Annotated in this window: 16 protein-coding genes; 10 read left to right on the top strand and 6 right to left on the bottom strand. The window is 48.3% G+C overall.

All coding sequences use genetic code 11. The features are described from left to right. Nucleotides 1-107: 107 nt before the first annotated feature. From B160_RS0108130 to B160_RS0108110, 5 genes are all read right to left on the bottom strand, one after another. A complete protein-coding gene (locus tag B160_RS0108130) occupies nt 108-776 on the bottom strand; it encodes a ferredoxin reductase domain-containing protein (protein WP_018627404.1) in 669 nt (222 codons plus the stop codon). Between the two features lie 112 nt (nt 777-888). Beyond that, complete coding sequence (locus B160_RS0108125; RefSeq protein ID WP_018627403.1) at nt 889-1800, bottom strand: alpha/beta hydrolase; 912 nt, start codon at nt 1798-1800, stop codon at nt 889-891. Nucleotides 1801-1866: 66 nt separating this feature from the next. Continuing rightward, nucleotides 1867-2343 (bottom strand): DUF4268 domain-containing protein, encoded by a 477-nt coding sequence (locus B160_RS0108120; RefSeq protein WP_018627402.1) that lies wholly within the window; start codon nt 2341-2343, stop codon nt 1867-1869. A gap of 12 nt (nt 2344-2355) precedes the next feature. Next, the gene (locus B160_RS0108115) at nt 2356-3105 is read right to left on the bottom strand and encodes a polyprenol monophosphomannose synthase (protein ID WP_018627401.1); all 750 of its coding nucleotides are present in this window, start codon (nt 3103-3105) and stop codon (nt 2356-2358) included. 57 nt (nt 3106-3162) lie between these two features. Continuing rightward, nucleotides 3163-3930: a 3'-5' exonuclease gene (locus tag B160_RS0108110; protein WP_018627400.1), complete on the bottom strand. Its 768-nt coding sequence runs from the start codon at nt 3928-3930 to the stop codon at nt 3163-3165. Between the two features lie 247 nt (nt 3931-4177). On the opposite strand from B160_RS0108110, the gene hisG reads away from it, so the two are divergent. The 9 genes from hisG to hisIE all read left to right on the top strand — a co-directional run bounded on the left by hisG (nt 4178) and on the right by hisIE (nt 12370). Then, the gene (hisG, locus tag B160_RS0108105; RefSeq protein ID WP_018627399.1) at nt 4178-5038 is read left to right on the top strand and encodes an ATP phosphoribosyltransferase; all 861 of its coding nucleotides are present in this window, start codon (nt 4178-4180) and stop codon (nt 5036-5038) included. Nucleotides 5039-5222: 184 nt separating this feature from the next. Continuing rightward, nucleotides 5223-6518 (top strand): histidinol dehydrogenase, encoded by a 1296-nt coding sequence (gene hisD, locus B160_RS0108100; protein ID WP_018627398.1) that lies wholly within the window; start codon nt 5223-5225, stop codon nt 6516-6518. A gap of 4 nt (nt 6519-6522) precedes the next feature. Continuing rightward, nucleotides 6523-7596: a histidinol-phosphate transaminase gene (gene hisC / locus B160_RS0108095; RefSeq protein WP_018627397.1), complete on the top strand. Its 1074-nt coding sequence runs from the start codon at nt 6523-6525 to the stop codon at nt 7594-7596. A gap of 4 nt (nt 7597-7600) precedes the next feature. After that, the gene (gene hisB, locus B160_RS0108090; protein ID WP_018627396.1) at nt 7601-8740 is read left to right on the top strand and encodes a bifunctional histidinol-phosphatase/imidazoleglycerol-phosphate dehydratase HisB; all 1140 of its coding nucleotides are present in this window, start codon (nt 7601-7603) and stop codon (nt 8738-8740) included. A 64-nt stretch (nt 8741-8804) separates the two neighbouring features. Continuing rightward, the gene (gene hisH, locus B160_RS0108085; protein WP_018627395.1) at nt 8805-9389 is read left to right on the top strand and encodes an imidazole glycerol phosphate synthase subunit HisH; all 585 of its coding nucleotides are present in this window, start codon (nt 8805-8807) and stop codon (nt 9387-9389) included. A 357-nt stretch (nt 9390-9746) separates the two neighbouring features. Beyond that, on the top strand, nt 9747-10469 hold the full coding sequence (gene hisA / locus B160_RS0108075; protein ID WP_018627393.1) for a 1-(5-phosphoribosyl)-5-[(5-phosphoribosylamino)methylideneamino]imidazole-4-carboxamide isomerase: 723 nt from the start codon (nt 9747-9749) through the stop codon (nt 10467-10469). A gap of 34 nt (nt 10470-10503) precedes the next feature. Then, a complete protein-coding gene (locus B160_RS28710; protein WP_051107139.1) occupies nt 10504-10872 on the top strand; it encodes a four helix bundle protein in 369 nt (122 codons plus the stop codon). 61 nt (nt 10873-10933) lie between these two features. Then, entirely contained in the window at nt 10934-11689 is a 756-nt protein-coding gene (gene hisF / locus B160_RS0108065) for an imidazole glycerol phosphate synthase subunit HisF (protein WP_018627392.1), read from the top strand. Nucleotides 11690-11779: 90 nt separating this feature from the next. Further along, the gene (gene hisIE, locus B160_RS0108060; RefSeq protein WP_018627391.1) at nt 11780-12370 is read left to right on the top strand and encodes a bifunctional phosphoribosyl-AMP cyclohydrolase/phosphoribosyl-ATP diphosphatase HisIE; all 591 of its coding nucleotides are present in this window, start codon (nt 11780-11782) and stop codon (nt 12368-12370) included. A 104-nt stretch (nt 12371-12474) separates the two neighbouring features. Here the strand turns inward: hisIE and B160_RS28705 are convergent, their stop codons facing one another. After that, on the bottom strand, nt 12475-13182 hold the full coding sequence (locus B160_RS28705) for a hypothetical protein (RefSeq protein ID WP_018627390.1): 708 nt from the start codon (nt 13180-13182) through the stop codon (nt 12475-12477). A gap of 167 nt (nt 13183-13349) precedes the next feature. On the opposite strand from B160_RS28705, the gene B160_RS30510 reads away from it, so the two are divergent. Beyond that, nucleotides 13350-14075, top strand: coding sequence for a DUF4294 domain-containing protein (locus B160_RS30510; RefSeq protein ID WP_245562166.1), 726 nt, complete (start codon nt 13350-13352; stop codon nt 14073-14075). The last annotated feature ends 145 nt before the right edge of the window (nt 14076-14220 follow it).

Here is a 14220-nt window from a genome sequence, read left to right as displayed (position 1 = left end):
TGCCGGCAATGACGCATAATGAATGTTTGATACCTATCTATGGTGCAATGATCCCGGCACATCACCATTTTATTCTGCAACCCGGAAATGAAAAATGGAGGCCGCAGCTAAAATCCTTCCTTAACGATCAGTGCCGGGTCAATTTCAAGCACTGCCAGTTGCCGTTCCACGGCGTCCATCATCGGAGGTGGCCCGCATAGATAGATGTATTTTCCGCCGCCGGACATCATTTTTTTCAACAAAGACTCAGAAATATATCCATGCTCGTAGCCCGGAAGATCCTCGTCGGAAAGAATATTTGCAAACCCTGTTCCGAGAAGGCGTTGAAACTCTTCCTCATGAATAATGTCTTCTTTCCGCTTATTGGCAAAAAGCAAGCGGTTATTCCCGATCCGGCCCTCTTTATTTAGTTGCCGGAAGATCGCTATAAAGGGAGTGATTCCTGCCCCTCCGGCAATAAACAGGCCTTCGCCTTTATACGCTATTTCTCCAAATATATCATTCAGAAGCAGTGAATCCCCTGCTTTCAAATGCCGTAACTGGGCAGTGACCCCATTGCGTTCGGGATAAGTTTTTATGGTAAACTCCAGGTGATCGTCGTCCGGCAGCGAGGTAAAGGTAAACGGGCGCCCCTCCTCTTTCCATGCTTCATTATCAATAAAAATTTCAGTGGCTTGTCCCGGAACATAGGTTAACCCCTCCGGTTTCTCTACGCTTATTCCCAGCACATCATGGGTCACATTTCCGATCGATATTATTTTTGCAGCATACTTCATGGAATAGATATTTATAGAATGGCTTGTTGTTTAAGTGCTCCTAAATTACGATAAATTATGGATTCGCAGCCGCTGCTGACCAGGCACTGCTTTGATCGCCCGGCCCGTCATCTCAGAGGATTCCCTGCTGCTGCATCCATTCTTTCAATACATTCATCCAGTTAACATCGGAGGTTTTGTTATGCAATCCAAAGCCATGCCCGCCTTTATCATAATAAAATACACGGGCCTTTACCTTATGCTGTAACAGAGCTTCATAGTACCGCTGGCTGTTCTTCCAGGGTACACCCTTATCATCCTTTGCATGCACCAAAAATGCAGGTGGTGTTTCCTTTGTGACCTGAAGTTCGTTCGAATATTTTTTGACAGCTTCAGGTGTAGATGTTTTCCCGAGTAGCCGGTCACGGCTGCCCCGGTGCATCAGACTGTCGGTAAAGCTGATCACCGGGTATACCAGCACAGAAAAGTCAGGTCTTAAAGAAATCTTTTTGGGATTGTCGATCAGGGTTTCCCCGTAATGGGTAGAAAGCGTTGCGGCAAGATGTCCGCCGGCAGAAAAGCCCATGATCCCGATCTTACGGGGATCGATATGATAGTCCTTTGCGTGTTCACGCACCCATTGGATCGCCCGCTCGGCATCCTGCAAAGGTCCTATTGATTTATCTGCCATCGTTCGATCATCGGGCAGCCGGTATTTCAGCACAAAGGCTGTTACCCCCCATTCGTTCAGCGCCTCTGCCACCTGTACGCCTTCATGGCCTATGGCAAGGATCGCATAGCCGCCTCCCGGGCAAATAATAACGGCCGGCCCATTGGGTTTTGCTCCTGCTGGCTGGTACACTGTTATTGTAGGCACCGATACATTGCTGATCCGGGTAAGGCCGTCAGCACCGGTCACCGCTTTTTCTATGTTTTCAGCAGGTATGCTGTTCGGTATCGTCGTGTATAAAGGCACTTCCTGCTGAGCATTGGCCGTTATCTGTAAAATAAAAGGGGCCAGCAAACCAATCGCCATTTTTTTCATATTTCTTTGCTTTTTTAACCAACGGTCAGCAGCCGGGTTGCTGCCGCAAGGCTGTTTCGGTAAAACTTAAACCAGGCCGCTTCCGTTGCCATTTTCAAAATAGTCTTTTACCATGAGCCAAAACGCATCCAGGGCTATCAGATGTTGTTTGAAAAAGGAGATGATCGCCGGCCAGTCATTCTTATTAAAAACGTTTACCTGTTCCAATTGCACAATGATTCGCGAAATGGGCCGGCCGGATTCGTCATACACTTCTCTTTGCCAGGCCCAGTCTTCCCCTGCCATTTCAGTAAATACCGGCTTTAGCGACACCAGCTTATCAAAGGCTATCATCCGGTTATCCACGGCCGGATGCGTCAGTTCTATGGCAACACTGGCCGCTCTTTTGGTCACGTCGGTCCTGAAATAGATGCCCTTGACCCCGGTCTTATAATTCACCCAGTTTATCGTTGCTCCATCGGCATTTAAAACCGGTTTCAGGTAAGCACCCAGCGAGGTCCAGAATGCCCTTTTGATCAGCGCCGCCTCATTTTTACTATACATAAGAACGTACGATCAGCTATTTGATACCCGGTTTCTGTAATTCTTGAACAGGCTTTGCCAGCGCAGGTTCAGTACACCCAATATCCCTTCTTTTAAGATGCCCTTGCTCATTTTCGATTGTCCTTCTGTGCGATCCCGGAAAACGATCGGCACTTCCTTTATCTTAAAACCCAGCTTCCAGGTAGCATATTTCATTTCGATCTGGAAGGCATACCCCACAAAACTGATGTTATCAAAATTAATGGCCCGGAGCACCTTTGCAGTATAGCACATAAAGCCCGCGGTAGGATCCTTCACCGGCATCCACGTAATGATACGCGTGTACAACGATCCGCCTTTGGAAATGAATATCCGGTCGGCGGGCCAGTTCACAATACCGCCTCCTTTTACATACCGGCTGCCGATCGCCAGGTCAGCGCCTTCCACACAGGCCTGATGCAACCGGATCAGATCATTCGGATTGTGCGAAAAATCAGCATCCATTTCAAATACGAACCGGTACCCCCTTGCGAGGCTCCACCTGAACCCATGAATATACGCTGTGCCCAGTCCCAGTTTTCCCCGGCGTTCCTCCAGGAACAGCCTCCTGTCGTAGAGTCCCTGCAACGCTTTCACAATATCCGCCGTACCGTCCGGAGACCCGTCATCCACGATCAGCACATGAAAGCCACCTTCCAGGTCCATAACGGCCCTGATGATTTTGGCCACATTCTCCCTTTCATTATATGTGGGTATGATTACAACTTTATCCACGCTATCCATTCATTCGATAATAACAGCACACTTAAATGATATTCAGGCAACAGTCGGACAATACGCTTAATTTTTCCTCAGCTTGCTTCTTGTAAAGATCTCAGTCAGTTTCTGTTTGGTATGTTGCGGAAAATCGCCTTTCATCATCCAGTCATAATATTGCGGTTCCGCTTTTAAAATATCGGCAACGGCCTTTCCCTTGTACTTTCCAAAGTTAAATACTTCCACCCCATTGTCCATTACAAAACGGCGCGCAAAATCCACAATGATCTCTTCCCCGATCGCCTTATTGATCGAGTCAACGGTTGTTCCCAGCTCAGGGTAACGGGAGATCTGTGCCAGCAGCACTTCATGCGTGGCCGAAGCATCCGCTTCTGCAGAATGTGCGTCTTCCAGTGTTTTTTCGCAATAGAACCTATATGCAGCGGACAGCGTACGCTGCTCCATTTTATGAAAAATATTCTGTACATCAACAAGCCGGCGTCCGCGCATATCAAAATCAACACCCGCCCGGAGGAACTCCTCTACCAGCAGCGGAACATCAAACCGGTTGGAATTATAGCCGGCAAGATCACAGCCATCCAGTACCTGCTTCAGCTCCTGTGCCACCTGCGCAAAAGTGGGGGCATCCTTCACCATTTCGTCTGTGATCCCATGTATCTCTGTATTTGCTTTGGGTATGGGCATCTCGGGGTTGATCAGTTTTCGTTTTACATTCCGTGTTCCGTCCGGAAGGATCTTTACAATGGCTATTTCTACGATGCGGTCGGAACCCAGGTTCACTCCTGTGGTCTCCAGGTCAATAAAAGCGAGGGGCTTGGTAAGTTGTAGCATGTATCCTTTTTAAAAATTTAAAGATAGGGCATTTTCCGCTGTAGCTGGATTTCTCCGCTCAAAATTTTCTACCAAAAAAGTGGGAAATCATAAATTTCGTATATATTTGCACCGCAATGAAAATATTTGTACATATTCATCATCATGTAGCAGACATACCTGTGTAGGCCGGTGCTGATATGTATCCAAATTATAGAAGAAGGCTTACAAGATTTGTAAGCCTTTTTTATTTAAAAAAAATAAAGCTATGCAGGAAAAATTAAGAATCGCGGTCCAAAAATCCGGACGACTCAGTGAAGACTCCTTAAAATTGCTGAAGGAATGCGGCATTGGTGTGCCGAACGGCAACAACCAGTTAAAGATCAATGCCGAGAACTTTGACGCCGAGATCCTCTTTTTAAGAGACGACGACATTCCCGAATACGTACAGGACGGAGTGGCCGATATCGGTTTCGTAGGCGAGAATGTGGTGCTGGAAAAGAACAAGACGGCGGATATCGTAGAACGGCTGGGCTATGGCAAATGCCGGTTGTCCATTGCGTTGCCCAAGACCCGGAAAAAACGAACAGTAAAGGACCTGGATGGAATGAAGATTGCGACCAGCTATCCTTTTATCCTGAACAAATGGCTCAAACAGAACAGACTGAAAGCCGACATTCACGTCATTAGCGGATCGGTGGAAATTGCACCCCGTATTGGTCTGGCAGATGCGATCTGTGATCTCGTAAGCTCGGGCAGCACCTTGTTCAGCAATGAACTTTATGAATTTGAGACCATTTTAAAATCAGAGGCTGTACTGATCTCCGGCAAAAAGCTTAGCCCGAAACGCCGGGCGCTGCTGGAAAAGCTGCTGTTCCGCATCCGTTCGGTAAAAAAAGCAAAATACAACAAGTACGTCATGCTCAATGCACCCAACAAAAGCATCGGGAAGATCTGCTCTTACCTGCCGGGTATCAACAGTCCCACCATCGTGCCGCTGGCAAAAAAAGACTGGAGCTCGGTGCATTCCGTGATCAGCGAATCCGATTTCTGGAATGTGATCGAAAACCTGAAAGCTGCCGGCGCCGAAGGCATCCTGATCATTCCGATTGAGAAGATGATTGACTGAGGGATATGAATAGTGTGAAGTATTTGGTAAAAAGTAAACGATGCAAAGCAAGATAAAATAATAAAACAGGTAACCTGTATTTTTTTGTCACTCCCCATTTATGGGTTGTTGCACATCTCCTCTCAAACTTCTCTCTTTAAACTTTTACTTTAAAGCTTCCCACTTCACCTTAAATAGATAAACAGTGAAACTTTATAAATATCCAACCCGCGATCTCTGGCCGGAAATTGGTGCCCGTCCGCTTCAGGACGACCGGAAGCTCATCCCTGCGGTGACCGGGATCCTGTCGGCCGTTCAAAAGAAGGGTGACGCAGCGCTCCGGAGCTTCAGTAAAAAATTTGATGGTGTGGAGCTGACCTCCCTCGCCGTTGCGCCCGCCGAGATAAAGGAAGCCTCCCGGCAACTCCCCCCCGGGCTGAAAGCGGCGCTGAAACAGGCTAAAAAGAACATTGAAGCTTTCCACCGTGCTCAAAAAGAGCCCGTAAAAAAGATCACGACCCAAAAAGGCATCACCTGCTGGCGTGAGAGCCGGGCCATTGAAAAGGTAGGCCTGTATGTCCCGGGAGGCTCTGCTCCGCTCTTTTCCACGGTCCTTATGCTGGGCCTGCCAGCCCGCATTGCCGGATGCAGGGAAGTCGTACTGTGCACCCCCTGTAATAAAGAAGGCAACGTACATCCGGCCATCCTCTATGCAGCATCCTTATGCGGCATTCGCAACATATTCAAAACCGGAGGCGCACAGGCCATTGCGGCAATGGCTTATGGTACAGAAAGCATTCCGCAGGTCTTTAAAATTTTCGGGCCGGGTAATCAATATGTTACTACTGCCAAGCAGCTGGTGCAGAATCGTGTAGCCATTGATATGCCGGCCGGGCCATCCGAAGTACTGGTGATCGCCGACGGAACTGCGGACCCCCGTTTTGTGGCAGCAGATCTGCTGGCCCAGGCAGAGCATGGTCCGGACTCCCAGGTGATCTGTATTACCACGCAAACGGGTATGGTTAAAAAAATTGAAACGGCCCTAGCGGCCCAGCTGAAAGCCCTGCCCCGGCAAGACATTGCCGCCAGGGCGCTGGAACATTCCCGTATCGTGGTAGTAAAAAACCTCAAAGAAGCCGTTGCCTTATCCAATTTTTATGCGCCCGAACACCTGATCCTGGCCTGCAAAACAGGGAATGGCCTGCTGAAAAGTATTACAGCAGCAGGGTCTGTGTTTATTGGCAACCACTCTCCGGAAAGTGTGGGCGACTACGCCAGCGGTACGAACCATACGCTGCCTACCAATGGTTATGCCACTGCATACAGCGGCGTTTCGCTCGACAGCTTTTATAAAAAGATCACCTTCCAGCAGCTAAGCACACAGGGATTGAAGCATATCGCAGGCACGGTGACCACAATGGCCGAAGCAGAAGGATTACAGGCGCACAGCAACGCCGTTAACGTGCGCATCAGAAATGAGCAATCAGAAATCAGAAATTAGAAACATGGAGTTTAATTTAGAATACCTCGTACGGGAAAACATTAAAAACCTCAGTCCCTACTCCACTGCCCGTCATGAGTTCAGCGGTGAGGCCCGGGTGATGCTGGATGCCAATGAGAACGCCACCGGCTCTCCGGTAACCCTCAGCATCAATGAGCAGCACGAGCTGCTGAACCGTTACCCGGACCCGGTACAGCTGAAGCTGAAAGAGCGCATCAGTGCCATCAAAGGAATACCGTTCGAAAACATCTTTGCCGGAAACGGCAGCGATGAGGCCATAGATGTATTGATCCGCATCTTCTGCGAGCCCGGCTTTGACAACATCATTACCCTGCCGCCTACATATGGCATGTACAGCGTGGCTGCCGCTATTAATAATATAAAGGTAAAAGAAGTACCCCTCAATGCCGATTTCCAGATGAACATACAGGGTATTGCCGACGCTGTGGATGAATACACAAAGATCATTTTCATTTGTTCCCCCAATAATCCCAGCGGCAACAGCATCACCCGCCAGGACATCGAGATCATCCTGAATAATTTTGACGGCATTGTGGTAGTAGATGAAGCTTACATCAACTATGCCCGGCAAAAGACGCTTTCGCTCCAGCTCATGGACCACCCCAACCTGGTAGTATTGCAAACGCTCTCCAAAGCCTGGGGGCTGGCGGCCCTGCGCCTGGGACTGGCCTTTGCGGGAAAGGAGATCATCCAGCTGATGAACAACGTAAAATACCCTTATAATATTAATATCGCCACACAGGAACTGGCCTTACAGGGACTGCAGCAGATCGAAAAAGTAAACACCTGGATCCATGATTGTATTGAACAACGTGATTGGCTGGAAAAAGAATTGAAGCAGTTGCCCTATACACAAAAAGTATATCCATCGGATGCCAATTTCCTGTTGGTAAAAATGACCGGTGCAAACGACATCTTCAAATATCTGCAGCAAAAAGGGATCATCGTGCGCAACCGCAGCAATATTCCGGGATGTGCGGACTGTTTGCGGATTACGGTCGGTACAGAAAATGAAAACCGAATTTTAATTGATACCTTAAAAGCATACACTGCCTGAAAAAATGAAAAAAGTATTGTTTATCGACAGGGATGGCACCCTCATCTACGAAGCGCCCCCCACCTATCAGCTGGACTCCATCGACAAAGTCACTTTCTATCCCGGCGTGTTCACCTGGCTGGGGAAAATTGCCCGGGAAATGGACTATGAACTGGTGTTGGTGACCAACCAGGACGGACTGGGCTCCGGCACGTTCCCGGAAGAGACCTTCTGGCCCACACAAAACCTGGTGATGCGCAACCTGGAAGCGGATGGGATCCATTTCAGCGAAGTGTTCATCGACAAAACGTATCCGGAAGAAAATGCGCCTACCCGTAAACCGGGCACCGGCATGCTTACCCGGTACATCAATAGTCCGGACTATGATCTTGCCGGCTCCTATGTCATCGGCGACCGGATCACCGATATCCAGCTTGCAAAGAACCTGGGCTGCAAGGGCATCTGGCTGGCACAGGACGAAGCGCTGGGCGCCGCCGAGATCTCCGGCTCTGTTAAAGAGCTGGAATCCACCATTGCCTTGAAGACCATCAACTGGCAGGACATTTATGCGCTGCTGCAATTGCAATCAAGAGTAATAACGCACGAGCGCAATACCAATGAGACCAAAATAAAGATCGACATTAATCTCGATGGAACCGGGCAATGTTCCATTGATACAGGGCTCGGTTTTTTTGATCATATGCTGCACCAGCTGGGCCGGCACAGCGGTATGAACCTGGGCATTGTTACCAAAGGCGATCTGCACATTGATGAGCATCATACCATTGAAGACACGGCCATCGCCCTCGGAGAAGCGCTGGCGCTTGCATTGGGCAACAAGGCGGGTATTGAACGTTATGGTTTCTGTCTGCCCATGGATGATGCCCTGGTGCAGGTAGCACTGGACTTTGGCGGCCGCCCCTGGCTGATATGGGATGCGTCCTTCAAACGGGAAAAGATCGGCGAAATGCCCACGGAAATGTTCTATCATTTCTTCAAATCGCTCAGCGATGCAGCAAAGATGAACCTGAACATTAAGGCCGAAGGCGAGAACGAGCATCACAAAATAGAAGCCATTTTCAAGGCGCTGGCAAAAGCCATCAAAATGGCCATTAAACGAACCCCGGGAAACGACCAGCTGCCCAGCACTAAAGGAATACTGTAATAACGTTTCTGGTTTGAGGTTTAATATTTGACGTTAAACTTCAAACTTCAAACTTCAAACAAAAATGAATACCGTAATCATAAAATACAACGCCGGCAATATTCAATCGGTGCTCTTTGCTCTCGAGCGCATTGGTGCAACAGCCACCGTTACCGACGACCCCGAGGCCATCCGCAGGGCAGACAAGCTTATCTTTCCCGGCGTGGGGGAAGCCAGTACCGCGATGAATTACCTGAAAGAGCGGAAGCTGGACCGGCTGATCCGGGAAGCAACGCAACCCCTTTTGGGCATTTGCCTCGGAATGCAATTACTGTGCGCGCACAGCGAAGAAAACGACACGCCCTGTTTGGGCATTTTTGATGTAGCTGTTAAGAAATTTATCAGCCCCGATCTGAAGATCCCGCAAATGGGTTGGAACCGTATCCACACAAAGGACAGTCCGTTATTCAAAAATGTGCCCGCAGATGCCTGGTGTTATTTTGTACACAGTTACTATGCCGAGCTGAACCCCGCCACCATTGCCACCACCAGCTATGCAACGGAATTCAGCAGCGGCATACACCGGGATAATTTTTATGGCGTTCAATTTCACCCGGAAAAGAGCGCGGAAGCCGGAGAACAGATATTGAGAAATTTTTTAGAACTTTGAGCAATTGAAGAACACTAAAAAATCAGCGATGGAACCTGAACAGAACCCTGTCAAAGCTCAATTACCGTATGCATACCGATGCCATTAAAGAAAATATCATCCCCAAAAGCATTACCAAAGAACAGGCAGCAGTAATATATGCACATGAGACGGACCTGCTAAATATGGCATTGTTCAGCATTACGGCAAAACAATGGAAAGCCCGGCAGCAATTACCCAAGAGGAATATAAGAGGCCAAGCAACTATAGAGCAGTTATTGGTCTTGGCCAAAATGAACAGTTGTTAAAGCTCAATCAGACAGCTCACTTCACTGCTAAAAAACAACACGATCAAACAAATTAAATAGTAGAGCATAAATGGAAATCATACCTGCAATAGATATCATAGAAGGGAAAGCCGTACGGTTGAGTAAAGGCGATTACACGCAGAAAACAGTATATAATGAGAATCCGCTGGAGGTAGCCCGGCAATTTGAAGATGCAGGTTTAAAACGCCTGCACCTGGTAGACCTGGATGGGGCGAAGGCCGGCCGCGTTACCAACTGGAAAGTGCTAGAGAACATTGCCGGCAAAACCGGTTTGGTCATCGACTTCAGCGGCGGGATCAGCAGCGAAAAGGATGTACAGATCACTTTTGAGTCAGGCGCTGCCTATGCGGCTGTAGGCAGTATGGCCGTTAAAAAACCCGTGGTATTCCAGGATTGGCTGACGGCATTTGGCGTTGAAAAATTCATCCTGGGGGCGGATGTGCTCGATGAAAAAATAATGATCAAAGGCTGGACCGAGGCTACAGAAATCAATATTTTTAATTTTCTGAAACATTACCGCACCAAAGGTATTCAACAATTCTTTTGCACCGATATCAGCAAAGATGGGCTCCTTCAGGGCAGCTCCAACGACCTGTACAAAAAGATCATCGATGAAGTAAAAGATCTGAACCTGATCGCCAGTGGCGGGGTCAGCTGCATGCAGGACCTGGAAAGCCTGGCGGCTATCGGCTGCAGCGGGGCAATTGTGGGAAAAGCCATTTATGAGGGACGGATCGGTTTGAAAGATTTGGCACAATTTCATAAGAAATAAACGTTTCAATCTTTGTAATTTCTAATTTGAGATTATGAGCACCATTAAAAAGTTTGAAGACCAGGAAATATGGCAAATTGCCGAAAAACCTCCTTTGAGGATCTTTACAGCATCTACTGATGGGGCCTTCTTAAAAGATTTCCGTTTCAGAGATCAGATCCGGGCCGCTTCGGGTTCTATTATGGACAATATTGCAGAAGGTTTTGAAAGATCTTCCAGGCTGGAATTCATTAACTTCCCCGGCTTCGCCAAAGGGTCATGCGGAGCAGTGCAATCACAGCTGCATCGTGCAAAAAACCGACTATATATAACCGAGCGTTTTTTGCGGAGCTGTATGAGAGCTATGACCGGCTTTCTGCAACTATTGCAGGCTTTATGGGTTATCTCAACAAAACATCGATAAAAGGACAAAAATTCAAGAACCGCGATTAAATCGGAAATCAGAAATTTCAAATCAGGAATAAATGTTGTCAAAAAGAATCATACCCTGCCTGGATATAAAAGACGGACGTACGGTAAAAGGCACCAATTTTGTACAGTTACGGGATGCCGGCGATCCGGTAGAACTGGCCATGCGTTATTGCACGGAAGGTGCCGACGAACTGGTATTTCTCGACATTACCGCAACAGTAGACAAGCGCAAGACCCTTGCCGATCTGGTACGCAATATTGCCACGCATATCAATATCCCGTTTACCGTCGGAGGCGGCATTAATACAGTAGACGACGTGTCGGTACTGATGGAGCACGGTGCCGACAAGATCTCCGTGAACACCTCTGCTGTAAGAAACCCGCAGCTGGTAAGTGATCTGGCCAGGAACTTTGGCAGCCAGTGTGTGGTGGTGGCTATCGACATAAAATTGTTCAACGGCGTCTGGAAAGTGGTCACTCATGGCGGGCGGAATGCCACGGATCGGATCGCTGCCGAATGGGCTAAAACAGTGGCCGATCTTGGTGCCGGGGAGATCCTGCTGACCTCCATGGAAAATGACGGTACCAAAAACGGGTTTGCCATCGATATTACCCGGCAGATCAGCGAAGCCCTGTCCATACCGGTGATCGCCTCCGGTGGGGCCGGAACGATGCCGCATTTCAAAGAAGTATTTGAGGAGGGCGCCGCAGATGCCGCCCTTGCAGCCAGCATTTTCCATTTCGGAGAGATCGGAATCGGCGCACTAAAAAATTATTTAAAAGAAAACAATATTCCAGTCCGGCTGTAATTTGTTCCCTGTTTGACGTTTGATGTTTGAAGTTGTTATATTGCAGACCTGAACATCAGACATCAGACGTTAAACTTCAAATATTAAAAGATGATCAATTTTTCAAAATACGCTGACGGCCTTGCGCCGGTTATCATCCAGGACGCCGCTACCCAACAGGTATTGATGCTGGGATTTATGAACGCCGAAGCGCTGGAAAAAACCAGGACCGAAGGCAAGGTCACCTTCTACTCCCGTAGTAAGCAGCGCCTGTGGACCAAGGGAGAAACATCCAATAACTTCCTGCTGGTAAAAGAGATCCTGGAGGACTGCGATGCAGACACCCTGCTCATCAAGGCCGATCCGCAGGGGCCTACCTGTCATACCGGAACTACCAGCTGTTTTGGAACCGTCAATGATACCTTCTCACTACAGGCGTTGGAGCAGGTGATCCGGGACCGGAAAAACAATCCCACGGAAAAGTCCTATACCGCATCTCTTTTTGCGAAGGGCATCAATAAGATCGCGCAAAAGGTCGGTGAAGAAGCCGTGGAAATTGTGATCGAGGCAAAGGATGACAATAAAGAATTATTCCTTGGAGAAGCCGCCGACCTGATGTTCCATTACCTGGTACTGCTGCAGGCCAAGGGATTTGAGCTGAAAGATGTGTTACAGGTGCTGGAAGCCAGACATAAAAGATAAGCAGCCGTTGCCGGAAGGCCGTTACAGCGTCCTTTTGCATACCCCAATGTCTCTTTGGTCAAAAAACGGCCCTGTCAGTCATTGAACGAAAGCATCTATTGCGGCTACAAATCCCTGTTCTTTACGGTCTCGTCCGTCATTGCTGCCAGATCGAACAACGGGCGCTTCTTGATTACAGACCAACGTTCCCCGGGATGATCATTTTCAGGAAAGAATTCATTTCCCCCGGAAATTTCCTGTTTTTTACCGGTCATAAAATTATAGCTGGTCGTTGACGTTTCCCCGCTGGCCCGGTGCAGCGACGACACATCCAGTCCGATCAATTCAAACCGCCCATGCTGGAACCGGAACCTGTAATCCCGGTCTGTAACCTCGTAGCTGCCACAGCTCAGCCAGTAATGAAACCCCATTTTTAATACCCCCTTATCAATACCAATGCTGCCGTCAACGAAAGGATCCGACAAACAGGGGGTGACAGCGCTGTTTACAGAAGGCAGGAATTTATCGGTACTTAAAACCTTTCGGTAGCCCTTCCCTTCCCTGAAATAAATCATTAACCGGCGCGGATTCAGGTCCAGTGTATCCTGTCCCAACCCATCATGCAGCTTAAAATTTCTTACGCTGGTGTTCCGTATCACCAGTACTGCATCCGGCTGCAGGTCTTTATTCAGATCACCGGTTATCAGCGTGTCGGTCACCCAGCCCTTAGGAATTGCGGTTTCAAAATAATCAGGCAGCTTGTTGGGTTGTGCTGCCGAAAATAGAAAGCATCCAGTGGCAATCATAAAAAAAACAGCCTTCCATGATTTCATAAAAGCGGATGGTGGTTTACTGAAGTTCAAGATCATACCTGGGAAATAATGGGCAAAAGTTCAAAAAAAATAAGTTCTTAAAAAAATTAAACTAATATTAACACCCGAAAACAGATCTATCTGCGGTTACTTTACGAAGTTACGCGTACCAATATTAAATTTGTGTATTGAATAAGCGATATCGATACCTGGCAGTACTGACAGTATCCCTTTTAATGCCATTTGCTTTTGAGACAACTGCACGTGCGCAAACGGCGGATACTGTACGCGTCCCCCCTATGCCTTCCCTGCAGGAGATCATGAAGGATTGGGGCCCGCGGGATTCTACAAAAGTTGCCGCAATATGGTACGGCCCCGATTACAACTCGTTTAAAATGATGCCTTATTCCGAGGAAGAGAATATCTGGATCTCAAAACTTCCGCCGGCCCAGCTGGAAAAGGTAAAGAAGGAATGGAACCGCTTGCGGAATGCCGTCTATGTTTGCTATCCTTATGCCCGGGTAGCCGGCGCTACCATCAACCAGATCAGCCGCCAGTTGCAGGGCGTCAGCGACAAAAAGGCCCGGAAAGCCATCATAAAAGCCAAAGAGAAAGAGTTGAAAAAGCAATTCTCCGACCCGCTTTCCAACCTCTCGGTATATCAGGGTAAAGTATTGATGAAGCTGATCTATCGCCAGACCGGTGACGATTGTTATGAGATCATCAAAGAATACAAAGGCGGATTGAACGCCCGTGTGTACCAGACCGTCGCTTTTTTTTACGGAAGCAGCCTCAAACAGGACTATGACATCCGGAAGAATGAATTCGACCGCCAGATCGAAGATTTTGTGCAGGAGATAAACAGCACCTGGTATGATAATCCATACCGGCGCAACCGGGCAGCGGCATTTTAGCCGGTTTGATTCCTAAAGGCGCATTTCGTATAAAGCGATGTGAAAATGGAAAAGCGGTTTTCAGGGCCTGCCGGGGCACAAGGCTCTTATCCGGCAGATCAGGGGGCCTGAACATGACCTCATTGCCGCCCCGGAACAAGGAGCA

It is taken from the genome of Niabella aurantiaca DSM 17617 (assembly GCF_000374125.1).
Classification (GTDB): domain Bacteria; phylum Bacteroidota; class Bacteroidia; order Chitinophagales; family Chitinophagaceae; genus Niabella; species Niabella aurantiaca.
The sequence above is the reverse complement of the archived record's forward strand: the minus strand, read 5'-3'. Positions and strand labels throughout refer to the sequence as shown.

What these genes read in the sequence shown, in the direction of transcription:
- B160_RS0108130 (WP_018627404.1), bottom strand. Translation starts at nt 776, where the DNA reads ATGAAGTATGCTGCAAAAATAATATCGATCGGAAATGTGACCCATGAT.
- B160_RS0108125 (WP_018627403.1), bottom strand. Translation starts at nt 1,800, where the DNA reads ATGAAAAAAATGGCGATTGGTTTGCTGGCCCCTTTTATTTTACAGATA.
- B160_RS0108120 (WP_018627402.1), bottom strand. Translation starts at nt 2,343, where the DNA reads ATGTATAGTAAAAATGAGGCGGCGCTGATCAAAAGGGCATTCTGGACC.
- B160_RS0108115 (WP_018627401.1), bottom strand. Translation starts at nt 3,105, where the DNA reads ATGGATAGCGTGGATAAAGTTGTAATCATACCCACATATAATGAAAGG.
- B160_RS0108110 (WP_018627400.1), bottom strand. Translation starts at nt 3,930, where the DNA reads ATGCTACAACTTACCAAGCCCCTCGCTTTTATTGACCTGGAGACCACA.
- hisG (WP_018627399.1), top strand. Translation starts at nt 4,178, where the DNA reads ATGCAGGAAAAATTAAGAATCGCGGTCCAAAAATCCGGACGACTCAGT.
- hisC (WP_018627397.1), top strand. Translation starts at nt 6,523, where the DNA reads ATGGAGTTTAATTTAGAATACCTCGTACGGGAAAACATTAAAAACCTC.
- hisB (WP_018627396.1), top strand. Translation starts at nt 7,601, where the DNA reads ATGAAAAAAGTATTGTTTATCGACAGGGATGGCACCCTCATCTACGAA.
- hisH (WP_018627395.1), top strand. Translation starts at nt 8,805, where the DNA reads ATGAATACCGTAATCATAAAATACAACGCCGGCAATATTCAATCGGTG.
- hisA (WP_018627393.1), top strand. Translation starts at nt 9,747, where the DNA reads ATGGAAATCATACCTGCAATAGATATCATAGAAGGGAAAGCCGTACGG.
- B160_RS28710 (WP_051107139.1), top strand. Translation starts at nt 10,504, where the DNA reads ATGAGCACCATTAAAAAGTTTGAAGACCAGGAAATATGGCAAATTGCC.
- hisF (WP_018627392.1), top strand. Translation starts at nt 10,934, where the DNA reads ATGTTGTCAAAAAGAATCATACCCTGCCTGGATATAAAAGACGGACGT.
- hisIE (WP_018627391.1), top strand. Translation starts at nt 11,780, where the DNA reads ATGATCAATTTTTCAAAATACGCTGACGGCCTTGCGCCGGTTATCATC.
- B160_RS28705 (WP_018627390.1), bottom strand. Translation starts at nt 13,182, where the DNA reads ATGAAATCATGGAAGGCTGTTTTTTTTATGATTGCCACTGGATGCTTT.